At 48.0% G+C, this 21,582-nt stretch carries 18 protein-coding genes and 1 pseudogene; all 19 read right to left on the bottom strand.

Translation table 11 applies throughout. The annotated features are described in order from the left end of the window. Positions 1-3 precede the first annotated feature (3 nt). The gene (gene infB, locus A3849_RS05680) at positions 4-2,637 is read right to left on the bottom strand and encodes a translation initiation factor IF-2 (RefSeq protein ID WP_074110536.1); all 2,634 of its coding nucleotides are present in this window, start codon (positions 2,635-2,637) and stop codon (positions 4-6) included. Then, positions 2,635-2,953, bottom strand: a pseudogene (locus tag A3849_RS05675) (YlxQ family RNA-binding protein); the annotation flags it as partial. The gene infB and the pseudogene A3849_RS05675, both read right to left, overlap by 3 nt. Next, positions 2,946-3,254 carry an RNase P modulator RnpM gene (gene rnpM / locus A3849_RS05670; RefSeq protein WP_019910454.1) on the bottom strand — a complete coding sequence of 103 codons (309 nt, stop codon included), beginning with the start codon at positions 3,252-3,254 and terminating at the stop codon, positions 2,946-2,948. The gene rnpM and the pseudogene A3849_RS05675, both read right to left, overlap by 8 nt. Positions 3,255-3,289: 35 nt before the next feature. Further along, positions 3,290-4,387, bottom strand: coding sequence for a transcription termination factor NusA (gene nusA, locus A3849_RS05665; protein ID WP_074088162.1), 1,098 nt, complete (start codon positions 4,385-4,387; stop codon positions 3,290-3,292). A gap of 26 nt (positions 4,388-4,413) precedes the next feature. Continuing rightward, on the bottom strand, positions 4,414-4,881 hold the full coding sequence (gene rimP / locus A3849_RS05660; RefSeq protein WP_074088160.1) for a ribosome maturation factor RimP: 468 nt from the start codon (positions 4,879-4,881) through the stop codon (positions 4,414-4,416). 243 nt (positions 4,882-5,124) lie between these two features. Beyond that, a complete protein-coding gene (locus A3849_RS05655) occupies positions 5,125-9,450 on the bottom strand; it encodes a PolC-type DNA polymerase III (RefSeq protein WP_074110535.1) in 4,326 nt (1,441 codons plus the stop codon). Between the two features lie 179 nt (positions 9,451-9,629). Further along, on the bottom strand, positions 9,630-11,078 hold the full coding sequence (proS, locus tag A3849_RS05650; RefSeq protein WP_074110534.1) for a proline--tRNA ligase: 1,449 nt from the start codon (positions 11,076-11,078) through the stop codon (positions 9,630-9,632). Between the two features lie 139 nt (positions 11,079-11,217). After that, complete coding sequence (rseP, locus tag A3849_RS05645) at positions 11,218-12,492, bottom strand: RIP metalloprotease RseP (RefSeq protein ID WP_074110533.1); 1,275 nt, start codon at positions 12,490-12,492, stop codon at positions 11,218-11,220. 146 nt (positions 12,493-12,638) lie between these two features. Next, a complete protein-coding gene (locus A3849_RS05640; RefSeq protein WP_074110532.1) occupies positions 12,639-13,778 on the bottom strand; it encodes a 1-deoxy-D-xylulose-5-phosphate reductoisomerase in 1,140 nt (379 codons plus the stop codon). Between the two features lie 24 nt (positions 13,779-13,802). Beyond that, on the bottom strand, positions 13,803-14,603 hold the full coding sequence (locus tag A3849_RS05635; protein WP_074110531.1) for a phosphatidate cytidylyltransferase: 801 nt from the start codon (positions 14,601-14,603) through the stop codon (positions 13,803-13,805). Positions 14,604-14,624: 21 nt separating this feature from the next. Beyond that, positions 14,625-15,395: an undecaprenyl pyrophosphate synthase gene (locus tag A3849_RS05630; RefSeq protein WP_074110530.1), complete on the bottom strand. Its 771-nt coding sequence runs from the start codon at positions 15,393-15,395 to the stop codon at positions 14,625-14,627. 78 nt (positions 15,396-15,473) lie between these two features. Then, on the bottom strand, positions 15,474-16,028 hold the full coding sequence (frr, locus tag A3849_RS05625; RefSeq protein ID WP_074088147.1) for a ribosome recycling factor: 555 nt from the start codon (positions 16,026-16,028) through the stop codon (positions 15,474-15,476). Beyond that, positions 16,028-16,756 carry a UMP kinase gene (pyrH, locus tag A3849_RS05620; protein WP_074110529.1) on the bottom strand — a complete coding sequence of 243 codons (729 nt, stop codon included), beginning with the start codon at positions 16,754-16,756 and terminating at the stop codon, positions 16,028-16,030. Before pyrH ends, frr begins: the two co-directional genes overlap by 1 nt. A gap of 98 nt (positions 16,757-16,854) precedes the next feature. After that, on the bottom strand, positions 16,855-17,505 hold the full coding sequence (tsf, locus tag A3849_RS05615) for a translation elongation factor Ts (protein WP_074088145.1): 651 nt from the start codon (positions 17,503-17,505) through the stop codon (positions 16,855-16,857). Between the two features lie 133 nt (positions 17,506-17,638). Continuing rightward, positions 17,639-18,340, bottom strand: coding sequence for a 30S ribosomal protein S2 (rpsB, locus tag A3849_RS05610; RefSeq protein ID WP_020434093.1), 702 nt, complete (start codon positions 18,338-18,340; stop codon positions 17,639-17,641). A 188-nt stretch (positions 18,341-18,528) separates the two neighbouring features. Beyond that, positions 18,529-19,173 carry a hypothetical protein gene (locus A3849_RS05600; RefSeq protein ID WP_074110528.1) on the bottom strand — a complete coding sequence of 215 codons (645 nt, stop codon included), beginning with the start codon at positions 19,171-19,173 and terminating at the stop codon, positions 18,529-18,531. Then, positions 19,170-19,745, bottom strand: coding sequence for a hypothetical protein (locus A3849_RS05595; protein WP_083613375.1), 576 nt, complete (start codon positions 19,743-19,745; stop codon positions 19,170-19,172). Before A3849_RS05595 ends, A3849_RS05600 begins: the two co-directional genes overlap by 4 nt. 36 nt (positions 19,746-19,781) lie before the next feature. Further along, positions 19,782-20,093, bottom strand: a complete 312-nt coding sequence (locus A3849_RS05590) for a hypothetical protein (protein ID WP_074110526.1) — start codon at positions 20,091-20,093, stop codon at positions 19,782-19,784. 77 nt (positions 20,094-20,170) lie between these two features. After that, positions 20,171-21,574: a flagellar assembly protein A gene (locus A3849_RS05585; protein WP_074110525.1), complete on the bottom strand. Its 1,404-nt coding sequence runs from the start codon at positions 21,572-21,574 to the stop codon at positions 20,171-20,173. Positions 21,575-21,582: the final 8 nt, after the last annotated feature.

Genomic DNA, 21,582 nt, shown 5'->3' with positions numbered 1-21,582 from the left:
CGCTTAGCGCTCTACCGTTTCCATGATGAACGCTTCGATAATGTCGCCTTCAACGACATCATTATAGCGTTCCAAAGTTATGCCGCATTCATAACCCTGCGCCACTTCTTTTGCATCATCTTTGAAACGTTTCAAGGTGTCGATCTTGCCTTGGAAGACAACGATACCGCTGCGGATCAGGCGCATTTCGGCATTGCGGGTGATTTTGCCGGAAGTAACCATACATCCTGCAATAGTACCCACTTTGCTGATTTTGAAGACATTACGCACTTCAGCATGGCCGATAACGTTCTCTTTGTAGATGGGATCAAGCATCCCTTTCATCGCACTTTCAATTTCTTCAATTACATTGTAGATGATGTTGTGCAGACGCACATCCACTTTCTCCTGCTCGGCAGCCGCTTTCGTCTGAGTATCCGGACGAACGTTGAAGCCGATAACGATAGCATTGGATGCTGCCGCCAAGGTGATGTCGGATTCCGTAATCGCACCAGCACCACTGTGAATGATCTTCACGCGCACACCTTCAACTTCGATTTTGGCCAACGAGCCTTTCAGTGCCTCTACCGAACCTTGTACGTCACCCTTGATGATCACGTTGAGATCTTTGATCTCGCCGTCTTTGATGTGCTTGAACAGATCATCCAGCGTTACGCGGGTGTTCGTGTTCAGCTCGGACTGGCGCTGAGACGTAGAACGTCTGTCAGCAATAGCACGGGCTTTGCGCTCATCTTCAAAGGCCATGAACGGATCGCCAGCCTGCGGCACTTCCGTCAAACCGGTAATTTCCACTGGTGTGGAAGGTCCCGCTTCCTTAATCTTGCGTCCCTTGTCATTGACCATGGCACGTACGCGTCCGAAACAGTTACCTGCAACAAAGGCGTCTCCGACTTTCAGCGTACCATTCTGTACGAGAATTCGGGCAACTGGTCCACGGTTTTTGTCAAGCTCAGCCTCTATAACAGTACCGCGTGCCCGTTTGTCCGGGTTCGCCTTGTACTCATTTACTTCAGCAACGAGCAGAATCATTTCCAGCAGTTCTTCCAGGTTAATACGCTGTTTGGCTGACAGGTTGACGAAGATTGTATCGCCGCCCCACTCTTCCGGAACCAGTTCATAACTAGTAAGCTCCTGCTTCACCTTGTCAGGATCTGCGCCCGGCTTATCGATCTTGTTAACTGCAACAATGATCGGAAGTCCGGCTGCCTTGGCATGGTTGATTGCTTCCACCGTTTGCGGCATTACACCGTCATCAGCTGCTACGACGATAATTGTCATATCCGTAACCTGAGCACCACGGGCACGCATAGCTGTGAACGCTTCATGGCCCGGTGTATCGAGGAACGTAATTTTTTTGTGGTTAATTTCGACTTGGTATGCTCCGATATGCTGTGTGATTCCGCCTGCTTCACCGCCGGTTACGTTCGTGGAACGAATGGCATCAAGCAAAGTTGTTTTACCATGGTCAACGTGACCCATGATCGTTACAACCGGAGGACGGGCCTGCAGATCATCTTCGGAATCATTTTCTTCCACAGTTTCGAAGCTGTCTTCGTCCACAGGGATCTTCACTTCAACTTCAACACCGAACTCGCCGGCCAGAAGCAAAATAGTGTCGATATCAAGCTCCTGATTAATCGTAGCCATAACGCCCATGGAGATCAGCTTCTTGATCACTTCGGAAGCATCCTTGTGAAGCAGCTTAGCTGTTTCACCGACAGTCATGCTGCCGCGTACAATGATCTTCTTCGGTGTGTTGTCAATCTTTTCGCGGTATACTGTCGGCTGATTTCTGCCACGGTTGTTCTTGCCGCCACGGCCGCGGAAATTGCCGCCTTTACCGTCTTCAAAGCGTTTCTGGCCGCTGTTGTTATTTGGTCTGCCGCCAGTTGTGTTCTTTTTGGGACCTTTGTCGCCGCCACGGGAGAAATCACCGCCACCTTGACCTTGTGGACGGCTGTCAGCCGTACGTGCTCCACCTTGACCTTGTGGTGCGCCAGTACGTGGTGCACCGCTGCCTTGGCCTTGTGGGCGGCTACCAGTGGAACTGCCTTGTGGACGGCTGCCTCCGGTGGAGCTGCCTTGTGGACGGCTGCCGCCAGTGGAGCTGCCTTGTGGACGGCTGCCGCCAGTGGAGCTGCCTTGTGGACGGCTACCGCCAGTGGAGCCGCCTTGCGGACGGCTGCCTGTGGAACTGCCTTGTGGACGATTGCCGCTAGTGGAGCTCTGCGGACGGGAATTCTGTGTGGAACCTGTTGTTGCTCTGCGGGAATCTTGTCCGCTTTGGGGCCTTGGGGACGTCATCGATTGGTTGTTGTTTTGGTTACTGTTCATACCTACCTGCTTTTCCGGTTGATTTTTGTTGGCATTCTGAGCATTTTGGGGATCGGCGGTTACCGTTCCGGCAGATGCCGGACGGCTGCTGGTTCCGCTGTCCCGCTTAGCTGCAGCGTTTGACTTGATATCCTTGAAGAACTGTTCCACTTTGTTCACGGAGCCATTCTCCATGACACTCATATGATTATTCACAGGGACATTCAAACGCTTCAGAATTGTAATAATTTCTTTACTGCTCATATTGAGCGATTTCGCGTATTCATACACGCGCAGCTTATCCTTATTGTCTTCTTTAGTCAATAACTCCACCTCCGACAGTATCTCCGAGCACTCTGGAGATCATTTCCGCGAATCCTTTATCCGTAACGGCCAGCACAACGCGCTGGTCCTTACCAATACTTGCACCGAGTTCATCCCGGTGAAATGCGATTACTAGTGGAATATCGTAGGTTCCGCACTTGTCACGGAACTTTTTCTGAGTATTTTCTGAAGCGTCACCTGCGAGGACGACCAGCTTCGCCTCCGAAGACCGTACTGCTTTGAGCACAGCTTCGTCGCCGGTGACAATCTTGCCAGCTCTCATGGCAAGCCCTAAATAAGAAAGTGCCTTACTCATTGTCCTCACTATCCTTTGCTGCCAGAAACTGCTCCTCGACGGATGCAAAATCCCGAGCAAGCTGGGCATAGATTTCAGGACTCACTTGACATTTGAGTGCACGGTCAAGTGCTTTATTCTTTTGTGCCAGCTTAAAACATTCCAGTTTGCCGCAAATATAGGCTCCCCGGCCCGACTTTTTGCCAGTCAGGTCTATCAGCACTTCGCCCTCAGGCGTTCTCACCACGCGAATCAGCTCTTTCTTGGGCATCATCTCCTGGCTTGCAACGCATTTGCGCAGCGGTACCTTACGCTGTTTCATGTCAATCGCCTCCCCTCTAAAATAGAGCAGGTTGATTAGTCAATGGAGACGGAATCCTGATGCATTTCATCATTAGAAGTTCTTGGTCTGCCGTATTCCTGCTCTGCCTGGCTTTCGCTCTTGATATCAATTTTCCAGCCGGTCAGCTTCGCGGCAAGACGGGCATTCTGTCCCTTGATGCCGATTGCGAGCGACAATTGATAATCAGGAACAATGACACGAGCCATCTTTTCCGCCTCAAAGACTTGAACCTCAAGCACCTTGGAAGGGCTAAGCGCGTTGGCTACATACTCCTGAACCGCTTCAGAATAACGGACGATATCAATCTTCTCGCCGCGCAGCTCCGTAACGATCGTCTGAACTCGTGTGCCTCTAGGGCCTACGCACGAACCGACTGGATCTACTTCAGGATTGCGGGAGAAGACGGCAATCTTGGAACGGAAGCCAGCTTCGCGGGCTACAGAACGAATTTCAACGACACCGTCAAAAATTTCTGGAACCTCCAGCTCGAACAGGCGTTTCAAGAGGCCGGGATGACTACGCGACAGCATGATCTGCGGCCCTTTGGTCGTGTTCTCAACCTTAGTGATATATGCCTTGATGCGCTCGCTTTGCTTGAACTTTTCTCCCGGCATCAGCTCGCTGAGCGGCAGAACCGCTTCGATTTTCCCAAGGTCAACGTAGATGTTGCGCATGTCCTGACGCTGCACAAGGCCGGTAACAATGTCATCTTCCTTGTCGATAAAGGCGTTATAGATGAGTCCGCGCTCCGCTTCGCGGATACGCTGAGTTACCACCTGCTTGGCCGTCTGGGCAGCAATACGGCCAAAATCACGCGGCGTTACTTCAAGCTCGGCGATATCCTCCAATTGAAAATGAGGGTTGATCTCCCGGGCAGACATCAGCGAGATCTCAGTCCGGGTATCCAGTACCTCCTCAACAATCAGTTTGCGGGCAAACACCTTGATTACACCTGTGTTGCGGTTCATATCCACACGCACATTCTGCGCCGCATTGAAGTTGCGTTTATAGCTGGAGATCAGCGCAGCTTCGATGGCTTCGAACAGCACATCCTTACTGATGCCTTTCTCCCTTTCCAGTTCATTCATAGCTTCGATAAAATCCATACTCATGAAATTCCGGTCCCCCTTTCAAGACGTTAAAAAATAATGGCCAATCTCGCACTGGCGACTTTGGCATACGGTACAACATGTTCTTTTTTGCCCGCGGAGATGAGCAGTTCCTCGTTCTCGAACGAGAGCAAACGGCCTTCGAATTCCTTAAGTCCTTGAATCGGCTCATACACCGTTACATAGACATCCTTGCCAACCGCTTTGGCGACATCCGCAGCTTTTTTAAGCGGGCGTTCAGCACCCGGTGAGGATACCTCAAGAAAATAAGCCTCAGGTATAGGATCATTCTCATCCAGCTTCTGACTGAAATATTCGCTGATGGCACCACAATCATCAATATCAATGCCGCCTTCTTTATCTACGAATATACGCAAAAACCAGTTGGAACCTTCCTTCACATATTCAACGTCCACCAGTTCGAAACCATTGTCCTCGAGATAGGGCCCAAGCATCTGCTCTACCGTTTGTTTAATTTGGGATTTAGGTGTGCTCAAAAGAAAATAACCTCCACGAACTTGTCTTTTGCTATATACCAAAGATAAAGAGTGGGTTTCCCCACTCTTTACACAACGGACTTATCTCATTATTACTAAAAAAATTATACCATAGTGCATCAGCACTGACAAGTGCCAGCCCTTGACTGCCTCATGTAACAAGGTGTAAAAGCCTGCTCCCTCCCTGTTTAGAAGGGGAGTTTTTTAAGATTCCCCGTAGCGTTACTCCACTTGTGGCGGATATTAGAACAGCGAAAGCTGGTTGCTCTCCGGTAATCCGCGGAAGCAGCCCATATTGTTCAGCAGTTCAATAACCGTCTTGCTTGCCTTGGATTTTTGCTGGAAATCTTCGATGGACAGAAACTCTCCGGCATTCTTGGCAGCGGCGATATTGATCGCTGCGTTATCGCCAATTCCTGCAAGTGAAGAGAACGGAGGAATCAGACTTGTACCGTCAACAGTAAATTTGGTCGCATCCGAATGGTACAAATCGATATTTTTAAAGGTGAAGCCGCGTGCCGTCATTTCCAGAGCCATTTCAAGCACAGGAAGCATTGCTTTTTCCTTTGGGAGAGCCTGGAATCCTTTTTGCTCAATCTCAACAATTTGCCGGGCAATGGCTTCGTAACCCTTGCAGCACAACTCAATATCAAAATCAGCCGCCCGCACCGTAAAGTAAGTCGCATAATATTCAATAGGATGGTACAGCTTGAAATAGGCGGTCCGTACTGCAGAAATTACATAGGCTGCAGCATGTGCCTTCGGGAACATGTACTGAATCTTCAAGCAAGAATCAATATACCACTGCGGAACCTTGCATTTCTTCATTTCCTCTATCCATTCGGCAGACAACCCCTTACCCTTACGGACGCTCTCGGTAATTTTGAAAGCCAGTCCTGCATCCATTCCCGCCTTATAAATTAGAAAGAGCATGATATCATCGCGGCAACCAATAACTGTCTTAATGTTGCAGGTGTTGTTCTTAATAAGCTCTTGGGCATTACCAAGCCAAACTCCGGTGCCGTGGGATAAACCCGAGATCTGCAGCAAGTCGGCAAAGCTGGACGGCTTCGACTCCACTAGCATCTGGCGGACAAATTTGGTCCCCATCTCAGGTACTCCGTAGGTTGCCACAGGTGTCCGGATCTGATCGGGCCTTACACCCAGCGCTTCGGTAGAGTTGAACATGCTCATGACCTTCGGATCGTTCATCGGAATGGTCGTTGGGTCAACTCCGGTTAAATCCTGGAGCATACGCATCATCGTCGGATCATCGTGGCCCAGAATATCGAGCTTCAACAGATTGGCATCAAACGCATGGTAATCGAAATGGGTCGTCTTCCATTCTGCGGTGACATCATCCGCCGGGAACTGAACCGGGGTGATATCTTCAATCTCCATATAATCCGGCAAAACAACAATACCGCCGGGATGCTGCCCCGTACTCCGTTTCACACCGGTGCAGCCTGCCGCCAGGCGTCCGACTTCGGCTCCGCGCCACCGCTTTTGATGATGCTCCTCGTATTTTTTTGTGAAGCCAAAAGCGGTCTTTTCTGCAACAGTACCAATGGTGCCGGCACGGAATACATTGTCCGGTCCAAACATGGTCTTGGTGAAATTATGCGCATTCGGCTGATATTCACCCGAAAAGTTAAGATCGATATCGGGAACCTTGTCTCCCTTAAAACCAAGAAACGTCTCAAACGGAATATCCTGCCCTTCGCCTTTGAGTTTACCTCCGCAGTTCGGACAAGTCTTATCCGGAAGATCGAAGCCGCTCGGCACACTGCCGTCAAGAAACCACTCGTTATGCTTGCACTCCGAATTCGTACAGATATAATGGGCAGGCAACGGATTTACCTCGGAGATCCCGAGAAAGGTTGCCACCACTGATGATCCTACGGAACCACGCGATCCTACCAGGTAACCATCCTGATTCGATTTCTTGACAAGACGCTCAGAGATTAGATAGTTGGCAGAGAAACCGTATTTAATAATCGGCGCAAGCTCCTTTTCGAGCCGGGCAACGACTACCTCCGGTAGTTTTTCACCGTAGATCGATTTTGCTGTATTGTAGCAGGTTTCCCGGATCTCATCGTCTGCCCCTTCAATAATAGGTGTGAACAGATCGCTTGGGAAAAGCGGATATTCCTCAAATCGCTCAGCTAAGGCTACGGTGTTAGTAACAACAACCTCCATCGCTTTTTCCGTACCCAGGAAATCAAATTCTGCCAGCATCTCGTCCGTTGTGCGGAAATGGGCGTCCGGCTTGCGCTGATCCTTCAGTGGACTGAAGCCGGTAATTCCATGAATCGTAATATCACGGAACAACTTATCCCTTGGTTCCAGGTAATGCACATTTCCAGTGGCGATAACCGGCTTATTCAATTGCTCGCCAATTTCGCAGATTTTACGCACTACTCCCCGTAAATCCTCCGGACTGGCAACAAAACCTTTGTCCACCAGATGCATGTACATGGTCAGCGGCTGAATCTCAAGAACATCATAAAACTGAGCAACTTCCATTGCCTCTTCCACAGTCTTGTTCAGCACCGCCTCAAAAAACTCGCCCCGTTCACATCCAGAAATCACAAGTAGACCGTCCCTATGCTCTTCGAGCTTGGACTTTGGTATGCACGGCACCCGTTTGTAATATTCGGTATGAGACATGGAAATCAGCTTATACAGATTCTTTTTCCCCACTGGATTCAGCGCATAAATACCGCAGTGGAACGGACGGGTGTTGGAGAGATCATTACCGACATAATCATTCAACCGGTCTAGCCGGGTAAGGTTCTTGAGCTTCTCAGCATCAGCCAGTAAGCCGTTTAGGATTCCTCCCAGTGCAACAGTATCATCTACCGCACGGTGATGGCTCTCCAGCAGTACTTTATACTTATCCGCTAATGTATTCAGCCTGTGATTCTTCATGCTCGGGAACAACAGTCGCGCCAGCTCCAGAGTGTCCAGCGAAGGGTTTGGTAATATCGGTTTGCCCAGCTTCGTTAGTGATGCCTGAATGAATCCCATATCGAATCTTGCATTGTGGGCAACGAGGATGCTATCTCCAACAAAATCCACGAATTCCTGAAGCACAGGCTCCAGGTCCGGTGCATCCTTCACCATTTCATCCGTAATATTGGTCAGTTGCTGGATATGATAAGGAATTTTTTCATGCGGGTTCACAAACGTTGAGTACCGGTCGAGCTCCTTGCCTTCGCACATCTTGATCGCCGCAAGCTCGGTAATATTGTTGCGTGTAATTGATAAACCCGTGGTCTCTATATCAAACACAACGTAGGTGGCTGTCTTCAGTTCCAAGGGCTGCGGATTCTCTACAATATTCACCGAGTCATTGACAACATTGGCTTCTACGCCATAAAGCATTTTGATTTTGTGCTTATGGGCGGCGTGATCTGCATCAGGGAAGCTCTGAACCACACCGTGATCTGTGACGGCAATTGCCGGGTGACCCCATTTCGCGGCTGTTTTAACATACGCATCGATAGGTGCGACCGCATCCATTGTACTCATTGTCGTATGCAGATGGAATTCAACACGCTTCACTGGGGCAGTATCTTTACGGGCAGGTGGTGCCTGAACCTCGGACAGATCCGAAGGAATCATCACCAACTCGGGAATTTGCATGAACCGGTCGTATTCCACTTTACCGCGTGCTCTGACCCATTTGCCGTTAGCAAGTTGTCCCATGACCTTCAGATCTTCTTTGGTCTTGGCAAACATCTTGATTTGCAGAGAGTCCGTAAAATCTGTAATACAGAAAGTGAACAGTGTATTTCCGTTACGAAGCTCCTTGCTCTCGAGACCAAAAATAGTCCCTTGTATCGTGATCTTCTTTTCCTCATCCTGAATCTCAAGAATGGGCACAGCCTGCTCTTTAATCTCATAGCCGACCTGAAGCTTAATAACCTCGTTCGGATCCCCCTCCTCTACAGGCTCATCAGGTTCACTGGACATCATCATCATTTCAACCAGTTCACGCTGTTCTTGCTGCAGTTTCTGCTGGAATTCCTCATAGGCATCCGCTTTACTCTCACTCTCAGCAATCTGGAGTTTAACCTTCAGGGGAAGACCGAAGAATTTATCGTAAAATTTTACTATCGCGCCTTCGATCCCTTTTTTGCGGGCCAGCTCCAGGGACATGGAGTCATTCAGGCTCAGTAAAAGTGTACCGTCTTGCAGTTCCTGGGTGGAGCGTGTCAGCCAGCCATTGACAGAAGGGATTTCACGCTGCGCCCATTCCAGAAAAAGCCCCCAATACTCCTGCACAAGCTCCGCTCTGCTAATTTTGTCATCATATAGGAACAAGAAGCTAACTTTGGCAATATGCTGCAGCTTCTCACGCATTCTCAGTACAAAGGTCCGGTACGTCTGGGCCGGAACCAAACTTTCTTTGACAATAACGATATGCCAGTCATGATTACCGCGGCTGATTTCCACACGTTCAATATATCCATCCAAGAAGTAAGGATCAATAATCGCGGGCGGAATTTCACCTTGCTTCATCAAAAGCTCAAACCGCTTTCTTCTCTCCACGTTCTGTTCCATGCTTCCCCCACCTAACTTACGCAATAATAAAAACACCTGATTTCAGCACATCATAAGATTAAACAGATTTAAAAAGCTTCCGGGTCAAAAAGCTTTGGGTTCTTTCGGCCCGCCGACTCCTCTCACCAGAAGCTAGATTAACGTACTAGAATCTTTATCATAAACAATGCTGAACCAAATTAATAGGCTTTGGCAAAAACAACCGTATGTGCTGCTGGTTTGCCGCAGCAAATGCACACTTGCTTCGTCTCGGCAGGGTTAAAAGGAATGTTGCGGCTTGTAGCACCCATCTCTTCCTTCACCTTGGATTCGCACTCCTCGGAGCCGCACCAGCCTGCCAGTGCAAAGCCTCGTTTTTCTTCCATGGAAGCCTTCATTTCTTCGAGTGTATCCACAGAATAGAAGTGATCCTCACGGAATTTCAGCGCGCGCTCGAACATTTCGTTATGCACCTGCTCTAGCATCGTCTGTACTTCTTCCACCAGATTCACTTGCTGGATGACCTTCTTCTCTCCGCTAATACGAGAGACCAGCACGCAGACGCCGTTCTCCATATCACGTGGCCCCAGTTCAAGACGGACTGGCACACCGCGCATTTCATATTCATTAAACTTCCATCCTGGAGTTACATCCGCCCGGTCATCCACGCGCACGCGAACACCTGCGTTTTTGAGTTCCTTGAACAGCTCGTCTGTCCGGCCGATGACAGCGTCACGGGTCTTAGGCGGTCCGATCGGAATCATAATAACTTGGGTAGGCGCAACTTTTGGCGGCAACGCGAGCCCTCTGTCATCACCGTGGACCATAATCATGGAACCAATCAGACGTGTGCTTGTTCCCCATGAGGTGGTATGTACATGCTCAAGCACATTCTCCCGGCTCAGATACTGGATTTCAAAAGCAACTGCAAATTTGGTACCCAGATAATGCGAAGTTCCCGCCTGCACAGCTCGTCCATCCTTCATCATGGCTTCAATGGAATACGTATCTACAGCACCGGCGAAACGCTCCGATGGGGTCTTTTGTCCGGTAATTACCGGAATCGCCAGATATCCTTCTACAAAATCACGATAGATCTCCAGCATCTGCATCGTTTCTTCACGTGCTTCTGCTTCATTCTCATGAGCAGTATGTCCTTCCTGCCAGAGAAATTCACTGGTGCGGATGAAAGGAAGTGTACGCTTCTCCCAACGGACTACGTTAGCCCATTGATTGATCAGTACCGGGAGATCACGGTAAGACTGAATCCACTTGGAATACATATGCCCGATCATGGTTTCCGACGTAGGCCGGATTGCCAGTCGCTCTTCCAATTTATCGCCGCCCGCTTCTGTTACCCAAGGCAGTTCAGGATTGAAACCTTCGATATGGTCCTTTTCCTTTTGGAAAAAACTCTCTGGGATGAACATCGGAAAATAAGCGTTACGATGTCCTGTTGCCTTGAAACGCCGGTTCATTTCTTCCTGGATATGTTCCCAGATTTCAAAGCCATCCGGTTTGAACACAATACAACCGCGGACTGGTGAGTAGTCCATCAAATCCGCCTTTTTAATAACATCAATGTACCAGCGTGAGAAATCCTCGCCCTGCGGCGTAATCTCTGTAACGAACTGCTTATCTTTGGCCATGTGGTGTAACTCCTCCTAAAATAGCCCCACAAAGTGTTGAATATTCATCAAAGCTGATTCAGGTGCTTTGCGGGGACCCCCAAAAATGTAGAACCCAAGCGAAAAACGTAATGAAAAAGATTAGGTGAAACAAAAGTAATCAACCGCTTATGAGACGCAGTATATCATTATACGTAACAGCAATCATCACCAGGAACAGCATCGCAAAGCCGACGAAATGGACCATACCCTCATGGCCAGGATCAACCGGTTTGCCGCGCAATGCTTCTACACCAAGGAAAACCAGCCGGCTTCCATCCAGCGCGGGAATCGGCAGCAGATTAAATATCCCCAAGTATAGGCTTAGAATAGCCGCCCAATAGGTTAAATACTGAATCCCCTGCTGAGCGATCTGGCCTGTCATTTTTGCCGTACCAACAGGTCCTGAAATATCATCCATGTTAAAATTATTAATTAATTGTTTAAAACCCATAAATATCGCCTTGGTCGTATCCACCATAGCTATACCTGATTTGGAGAACGTCTCCCCAAACCCGGCCTGTCGAGTAGGCAGCTCAGGAGTAATACCTACTTTGCCGCCTTCTTCTCCCTCCATACTGCGAGGAATCATAGCCACTTTATAGGTTTCATCACCACGCTGTAATGTCCACTGCATCTCTTTGCCTTTGGAAGCGGAGGTTAACGAGATCATCTTCTGATAATCCCCGCCGATTTTCTCTCCGTTTACGGATACGACGATATCGCCTTTCTGCAGTCCGGCTTCCTCAGCTGGCATGTTGGCACTGACATCACCGATTTTCACATACGTAGGATTCTCTATGGGGATTCCTGCCATTTGCAGATGCAGGGCAAACAGCACAAAGGCGAGAATAAAATTCATCACTGGTCCGGCAAAAATAGCAATTGCACGCTGACCAACGGTTTTACTGCCGAATTGGCGGTCCTTAGGTGCAATTTGCGTCTGCTGTGTTCCTTTAATCAGCATTGCTTGCGGATGAACATCATACACGGTTACTTCTCCATCTACATCCAGACGAATCTTCAATTCGTTCTCCAGATCCGTATATTGCGCTTCCCCGCGGATTACATTTCTGCGCGTGTCAAGGGAATCCAGGTATATGTTCTTAACCTTGTTATCTTGTCCCAGCCTAACAGCAATAGTTTGTCCTGGACCAATCTCAATAATTTCCGGATCTTCTCCAGCCATCCTAGCATACCCCCCAAAGGGCAGCAGACGAAGTGTGAACTGGGTTTCATTTCGTTTATAAGAAAACAGTTTCGGGCCGAAACCGATGGCAAATTCCCGCACAAGAATACCGGCGCGTTTGGCAAAATAATAATGTCCCCATTCATGCACTGTCACCAGTACAAAGAACATGAATACCGTTAAAAAAACGACTCTTACCATTTCCATGCGTAACTTTCCCCCTTTAGGTGTAAGACCGAAGTATGTCCTCTTAATTTATCATTATTCCAAGACCTTGCACAAGAGAATCAACAGCCCCAGCCTATTTTTCAGGGTAAAGCAAAAATCCACGGATACAACTGGATTCCAACAGATTACAGCTTACTTGCAAGTTCACGTGTTACACGGTCACAATACTCAATTTGTTCCAGATCCGGGAATGCAACCGTTTCATGATGCTGCAGTACTTCTTCAATAATCTCTTCAATCCGTAAGAAAGGAATCTCATGACGAAGGAAACGGGCAACTGCGATTTCGTTAGCGGCATTAAAGGCAGTAGTGTTCGTCCCTCCGGCCTTCCCGCATTCTATCGCAAGCTTCAGCGCTGGAAAACGCACATAATCCATTTCCCGGAAGGTTAGTTGGCCAACTTGAGCCAGAGACAATCGTTTGGCCGGTGAAGCCCAACGATCAGGATAGGTTAGAGCATACTGGATGGGTACGCGCATATCCGGGTTACCCAACTGAGCCATTATACTGCTGTCCCTGAACTCAACGTAAGAATGGATAATGCTTTCGGGATGAAGTATTACCTGAATTTGCTCATAAGGTAAACCGAACAGCCAATGAGCTTCAATTACTTCCAAGCCCTTATTTACCATTGTGGCCGAGTCAATCGTGATTTTGGACCCCATACTCCAGTTCGGATGCCGAAGAGCATCTTCAACCGTAACCTCCTTAAGCTGATCCCGGGAATAGTCCCGAAAAGAGCCGCCGGAGGCAGTAAGCGTAATATTGGCAATATCCTCACGGTTCTCACCATTAAGACACTGAAATATAGCAGAATGCTCACTGTCGATTGGCAGCAATTGAACGCCTTTTCTCGAGGCACGCTCAGTCACCAAATGTCCGGCTGTAACGAGTGTCTCCTTATTGGCTAAGCCAATATGTCTTCCGGCATCAATTGCCGCAAGTGTGGACTGTAACCCGACACTGCCCATTACCGCTGTTACCAAAGTATCCGCATCTCCGCCTGCAGCGATCTCAACCAGTCCTTCATTCCCGCTAAAAAGTTCCACGCCCTCAGGAAGGCTCGTTCTGATCTCCTCAGCCAGCTCTTTAGAGGACACAGAAACGCGGCGTGGCTTGAAACGCTGAATCTGCTCTAACAGTAGGGCAGTATTGCTTCCGGCGGCCAGGCCCTCCACTTCAAAGGCATCCGGGTGCATGGCGATAACATCCAGGGTCTGTGTCCCGATCGAACCCGTGGAGCCGAGAATACTTATTCTTTTCACAGTAGAACCTTCTCCCTGGCGTTATTAGTATGGCATAAGCATTACGATATGTACGAAAGGAAATACGATAATCCAGCTGTCGCAGCGGTCAAGAATGCCTCCATGACCAGGCAGCAGCGAGCCTGAATCCTTAATACCGTACACCCGTTTATAGGCAGATTGTACAAGATCACCCAGCTGACCCAGAACCGCGCATGAAATTCCGATAAGAAGCGCACGTCCTATAGTCAGGAGATCAGGAACAAATAAAGCAAAACCAATTGCAATCAGAATGGAGATCAATACCCCGCCAAGGGCTCCTTCCACGGTTTTGTTGGGACTTATAGCTGGCCACAGCTTGTTTTTGCCAAAGCTTCTGCCTACAAAATAAGCACCTGCATCACTGCCCCAGATACAGCACAGCAGCAGGAAAGTCCAGATCAAACCATGCCCGTCCCCCGCACCACGTGCAATAGACATATAGGAAAAACCCATTCCTATGTATACAATTCCGGTAAACAATATAGCTGCAATTTTAACATCCGACTTATTCTTGCTGATTACTGTAATCAAGAGAAAAACCAGCATTAATAGCCAAATCCCTTGCTCCCAAGAAAACCATTCAGAGATACCCATTAAATCCCAAGGAATCATAAAACACATTACAGACAGATAACCTACAATAGCGGTAGCACCAAAAGTCTGTGTGCCTGTCATTTTCACAAATTCATAAAAACCGATGAGCGCCATAGCCGTAAGCAGCAGCTGGTACGGCCAGCCTCCCCAAAAGCACAATCCTAAAAATACCGCGCCGGCTATAATTCCGGTAATCAATCGCTGCTTCAAAGGTTCCCATCTCCCATCAGGCTACTTCAGTCCACCATAACGGCGTGTGCGGCGCTGATACTCCGCCACAGCCTGCAACAAATGCGACTTATCAAATTCCGGCCAGTATGCTTCTGTAAACCAGAACTCACTGTAGGCAACCTGCCAGAGCATAAAGTTGCTGAGCCGCATCTCTCCGCTTGTACGGATAAGAAGGTCAGGGTCAGGCATTCCTGAACTCAATAGTCTGCTGTCGATCAGTTCGGATGTAATGTCTTCCGGTGATAATACTCCATCCTGAATATCCTGTCCTAATCCCCGCATGCAATCTTCAATTTCTTTGCGCGAACCATAATTCAAAGCAAAATTCAAAATAAGGCCTGTATTATGCTTAGTACGGTTGACTGCTTCCTCCATAGCCTTACGAGTATGAGATGGCAGAGCGTCAGTATCGCCCATCACGCGTACTTGCACATTTTTCTCAATAAGTTCGTCAAGCTCTAGAGCTAGAAACTCGACTGGCAAGCGCATTAAAAAGTCTACTTCTTCCTTCGGACGTTTCCAGTTTTCGGTAGAGAAAGCGTACATGGTCAAGAACTCCACGCCCAGATCATTCGCAGCAATTGTGGTACGTTTGACTGCCTTCATCCCGTTCTGGTGGCCAACGATCCGCGGTAATCCCCGGCGTTTAGCCCAGCGGCCATTTCCATCCATAATGACAGCCACATGACGGGGAATGTTATCCGGTGAAATCTCAACTGGCTCCTGCTGCCTGTCTTTACGGCTCAGCCACGCTTGAATCCGTTTGATCATTTCCGTTTCCTCCAAGCTCTTATCAGAAAGAGACAAACCCCACCATATACGGAGGGGCCTGAAGTCTCTTGAATTTCATTATACTTCCATAATCTCTTTTTCTTTGGCCAAGAGCACTTTATCAACTTCGGCTATGAACTTATCCGTTGATTTCTGTATATCTTCTTGGTGCCCATGGGACTCATCTTCCGAAATACCGTTTTTCTCCATCTTTTTGATGTCATCATTGGCATCCCGACGGATATTACGGATGGCTACCTTGGCCTCTTCACCAAATTTCTTGGTGAATTTCACAAGTTCACTGCGGCGTTCTTCAGTAAGCGGCGGAATAGAAAGGCGAATAATAGTACCATCATTGGCTGGAGTAATCCCAATATCCGATTTCATAATCGCACGTTCGATGTCCGACATCGAGGTTTTATCCCAAGGCTGGATCAGCAGCGTCCGTGAGTCTGGAGTGCTGATATTGGCCAACTGGTTGATCGGAGTAGGCGCACCGTAATATTCAACTTGAATACGGTCCAGCAGTGATGTTGAAGCACGTCCTGCCCGCAGTGTCGCCAAATCCCGTTTCAGAGATAAAATCGCTTTTTCCATACGCTCTTCGGCATTTTTCTTAACCGATTGTGGCATTAATCTACACTCCCTTTAACAATCGTTCCGATCTTCTCACCGAGAACGACACGTTTGATATTGCCTTGCTCCGTAATAGCAAACACAATGAGCGGTATATTATTATCCATGCACAGAGAGGAAGCGGTGGAATCCATAACTCCAAGATTTTTGTTGAGCATGTCCATATATGTGAGCTGCTCGTATTTCTCGGCTGTACTATCTTTGAATGGGTCAGCGGAATATACACCATCCACTTTATTCTTCGCCATTAAAATGACTTCCGCTTCAATTTCAGCTGCTCTCAGAGCTGCCGTTGTATCCGTGGAGAAGAACGGGTTACCTGTACCCGCTGCAAAAATAACCACACGGCCCTTCTCTAAATGCCGAATCGCACGGCGGCGAATATAGGGCTCAGCAATCTGCTGCATGGAAATTGAAGTCTGCACCCGTGTCGGCACATCAATTTGTTCCAACGCATCCTGTAGTGCAAGCGAGTTCATAACCGTGGCAAGCATCCCCATATAATCAGCTGTAGCCCGGTCAATCCCACTTGCGCTACCCGCGATTCCACGCCAGATATTGCCTCCACCGCACACAATGGCAACCTGAACCCCTAGCTCAACGACTTCTTTGACCTGTTCCGCGATGGAGATAATCGTCTCGGCATCAATGCCATATCCGTTTTGCCCTGCGAGTGATTCACCGCTAACCTTAAGGACTACTCTCTTAAATACCGGCTGTTCCAATTGTATACCCTCACTTTCTTACAAAAGGCGGAACACTACGTGTATGTGTTCCGCTCTTTTGATGCTTGCCTTTATTCAATTCTGTATACAGTTTACAATTATTGATTCACTTGAGCCATAACTTCTTCTACAAAGTTGTCGACTTTCTTTTCGAGGCCTTCACCCAGTTCGTAACGAACAAAACGGCGGATGGAAATGTTTTCACCGATAGTGCTGATTTTTTCGTTCAGCAGTTGGGAAATTGTCTTTTCATGATCTTTAACAAAGGTTTGCTCAAGCAAGCAGTATTCTTCATAGAACTTGCTGATACGTCCTTCAACCATTTTTTCTACAATTTTCTCAGGCTTGCCTTCGTTCAGGGCTTGAGCCTTCAAAATTTCTTTTTCTTTTTCAACAGCTTCAGCTGGCACTTCTTCACGACGAACATACAGCGGATTTGCTGCAGCGATCTGCATAGCGATATCGCGTGCGAATTCTTTGAAGGAATCCGTTTTACCTACGAAGTCAGTTTCACAGTTGATTTCAACAAGCACACCGATACGTCCGCCAGCGTGGATATAAGACTCAACAACGCCTTCTGTAGCAATACGTCCAGCTTTGTTAGCAGCGGCGGAAAGACCTTTTTCACGAAGCAAATCTGCTGCTTTCGAAATATCGTTGTTAGCTTCTTCCAGCGCTTTTTTGCAATCCAACATTCCCGCGCCTGTTCTTTCACGAAGTTCTTTTACTGCTTTTGCATCTACTGCCATTGTTAATTCCCTCCAGATAATTGTCGTTATGTTACACGTTTCATGTCTATTATCCTAAAAAAAGGGCAGTGAGAGGTTATCCACCTGCCAACCACCCTTTTCATTTAAGTTCTAGTTAAGTTCCGGCCACTACTTAAGCTGTAGTTGTATCTTCGCCCTGGTGAGCTTCAACAACTGCATCAGCCATTTTACCGGTAAGCAATTTCACGGCACGGATCGCGTCGTCATTGCCCGGGATCACGTAGTCGATCTCATCCGGATCACAGTTAGTATCAACGATAGCTACGATTGGAATACCCAGTTTACGAGCTTCCGCAACAGCGATGCGCTCTTTACGCGGGTCAATGATGAACAGCGCGCTAGGCAAACCTTTCATATTCTTGATACCGCCCAGGAATTTTTCAAGACGATCTTTCTCTTTGCGGAGAAGGATTACTTCTTTCTTAGGCAGAACTGCGAAGGTACCGTCTTCTTCCCAAAGTTCCAATTTCTTCAGACGGTCAATCCGCTTCTGAATGGTTTGGAAGTTAGTCAGGGTACCGCCCAGCCAACGTTGGTTAATGAAGAACATACCCGAACGTTCAGCTTCTTCTTTTACGGAATCTTGTGCTTGTTTCTTTGTTCCTACGAATAGGATAGTGCCGTTGTCGCCAGCGACGCTCTTTACAAAGTTGTAAGCTTCCTCTACCTTTTTAACCGTTTTTTGCAGGTCAATAATGTAAATTCCGTTTCTTTCAGTGAAGATATAACGATCCATCTTTGGATTCCAACGACGAGTCTGATGACCGAAGTGAACCCCAGCTTCGAGAAGCTGCTTCATGGAGATTACTGCCATCTTCACACACCTCCTAGTATTGGTTTTTTTGTGTGTCTCCTCCGCCGCGTGTCATCTTTCTACAAGACTTTCTTCAGAAGAAAGCACCCCTTGTCGAAATCAACCGGCGTGTGTTTTAACACCGTTTATTACTATACCATATTAAAATAACGTATGCAACGCATCAAATGAATTTCTTTTGCAAAGTGCTACTTTACGGTTATCAGTTTATCAATAATAGAATTAATACTCTCACCTTTTGTAAAGCTGTAGCCGCCATATTGAATTTTAGTATTAGCTTTACGGTTGTTCGCACTCTTCAAAAACTCAGCTTTATCATCAATGACACCTGCCTCTGCCAAAAGGTCAGCAGTCTCGGAGAGTGTGATTCCCGTAGGAATCTTAACAGATATGGTACCTGCAACCGCAGGAGCAGGTGTAGCAGGCGTATTCACCGTCGACGAAGTTACCTTTGGCTTAACTGCAGCTGAGGAGGATGGTTTGGCGGGAGCTGAAGGCTCCACAGGTTTGTTAGCATCTGTTGGCTTAGCCGCAGCCTTAGGTGAAGCTGCAGGAGAGGCTTTCGGTGAAGCAGATGGCTTGGGAGATCCGGCAACTGCTGTAGTATCATTTTCTTTGGCAGTCCCCTCTGTTCCCTGAGCAGAATCAGCTCCGTCTTCAACTGATGCTTTTGCGGCAGGATCGTTAACGGTTAAATTAAGTTTAGCCGCTTCCTTGACCAGCTCATCTTTGGTCATGGGTGCCGCTCCTCCGGAGAGCATTAACTGCAGCAGCAATGCACCCATAATTAGCCCAGCACCCAATCCCAACATGAACGAACGATTCTTGATCATACCGACTCCTCCTGTTTGGCAAGCTGCAAGATCAGCTGAACTTCACCACGCTGAAGACCTGCCGTCTTGGCAATAGAGTCAATAGATTTTCCTTCTTCATGCAGCTCAAACAGCCTGGGATAACGCTGTTTGATTGAACTGACCGGTTTCGGTTTGGGGACAGGCGCATCAATTACAGGCTCGGTATGTATATTCTGACCGGCAGCTGGTGAAACAGCCTGATTCCCTTTGCCAAAAGCCGCTGATAACTGTAGTAGGCTTTTCTCCTCAGCAGTCAGCCTGGCGTCAAGCAACATTGAGTTCTTTTGCAACTCAGCTACTTGCTCCTTCAATCCGGTAATCTCCTCTTGAAGAGCAAGCCGGTTGTTTTGCGACTGTTGTTTGATACTGCTGACCAGCTGCAGCATATCGTCATGATCACGCTCGATGTCTGCCATATACAATTCAAGCGCGGCCTCCGTTTCTTTCAGACTCTGTCTGTCTGCTGACTCGTCTTTAGCACGTACTGGCAGTCTCAGGGCATAAACGATAGCGACAGCGCCTACCAGCACGATGTATACCCATGGTTGCAAGTGCATATCTCCTTTAGAAGTTCAATTCAAGAATATTTATAGACTGAGGTCAATGCGATGCCCCTTATAAGGGTGTTCAGCATCATGACTGGTCTCCGGCTTCTGATGTTTGTGAGCGGGGGTATGACTGCCAGAGTGATGTTGTCCACTTCCGTCATCACGTAAAGCAGATTCAGCAGACTCATCCACTTCACTGCTCCGCTGTGCAAGTTGCTCCGATTGTTTCACATTCTGTCCTGCCAACTGCTGCTGATCCAGTGCAGGCCGATGCTGCAGCCCATTTTGAATCTTTCCTGCTTCGGTTGTCCGGGGCAAAGCAATTTGAAGTTCCACCGGTTTCAGACTCATAATACCCTCTCCTCACTGAAGTGGTTGCAGAACCGGTTTTCTAACGCATCGCCAATCAGAAACGTTCGTCCTCATTACTAAATATTAGGACTCATAGAGATATCCCCATCACTGTAGATGAAGGTAACCCGTTCTGTTGGGTCCTTGACGAAGCGGGTATACCTGCCAATCACAATCTTAGAACCTCCATAGATGGTTTTAATAACCTCTACTCTGGCTCGGCCTGTATCCTCAAGCATTTTTTCGATCTCGAGCACGCGCTCTTTGATCTTCTTCTCTTCTCGCATATGAGATTGCTTGGTTGCGTTCAGTTTCACGCGAAGTGCTACCTTGTCTGGAGAGAGTTGGCCGTTGTTCGCAAGCTGATTAAGCAGATACAAAGCTTTATTGGTCTTATCTTCATTCTCAAGCAGATGGCGCAGCTCTTGACGCAGTTCGTTGATCTCATTTCTCAGTTCGGGTACTACTCCTACCTCTATAGCCGTTGCTGTCGACATTGTGTTACCGATGGTCCGTGCCACTACACGTTCACCAGCCTGTACTACGCCACCAACAATCAAGCCTTTCGTTCCATTGCATAATACATCTTTGCCAGCTCTGATATTGGAATGCATTACGCTCTGTGACACGATTACATCCTCACCTGCCACTACATTCCCATCCTGGATGAAAGAAACCTTCACATTTTTCCCTGCGCTCACAAGACCCTTGTTATAGCCTATGATACCTCCGGTAATTTCGATTGAACCGCCCGAGATCAACTCTGCGCCTTCAACTCCACCAACTACACGGATATCTCCCGCAGATTTAACGGTGAAGCCAGTCAGTACGTTGCCCCGAATCACAACCGTTCCCACAAAATCAATATTGCCCGTGCTGTAATCAACATCACCCTTGACTTCATATACCGGAAAAACATTGATCTTCCCTTTGTCTGTCAAAGTCACTAGTCCATCAATAGCCGCATACATAGCCGTCTCATCCTGATCGACAAGCACATTCTTACCGACTTTGAAATGAGCTTCTTTGCCCGGTTTGAACGGCAGTTCTTCACCGGTAACCATCATGCCGGTTTTTCCTGGCTGAGGTGGAATGACTTTGGCGATAATCTGGCCTTTCAGAACGTTATGAAGCCTTACCAGGTCCTTGTAATCTACTTTCCCATCCGCCATTTCCAGTGGTTTGCGGTCCTCTTCCATATCGACAGTGAGTACTACCCGGCCGTCTGTTCCATTCACAGAAGGTTGTCCTATCGCTATAGGCACCCTGCTGAAAAAGTATTCCTCTGGATTGCTGCTGATACGTTGAACGATGTCCCGCTGAATCCCGTAGCGAATGTTGTGACTGTGCAGGAAGCTTTCCAGATCTTCAATCGTACACGAGAAATTTTCATCCTTCTTTGAAAACTGAAGGTAAGCAATCCCCTTATCCTCCGAAAAGGTAATATTAATATACTGGCTCAAAGCATAATGACCGATCAATTTCTGCT

The sequence above is a fragment of the Paenibacillus sp. P46E genome, assembly GCF_001909095.1.
GTDB lineage: Bacteria > Bacillota > Bacilli > Paenibacillales > Paenibacillaceae > Paenibacillus_AQ > Paenibacillus_AQ helianthi.
This window is presented reverse-complemented; position numbering and strand designations above follow the sequence as displayed.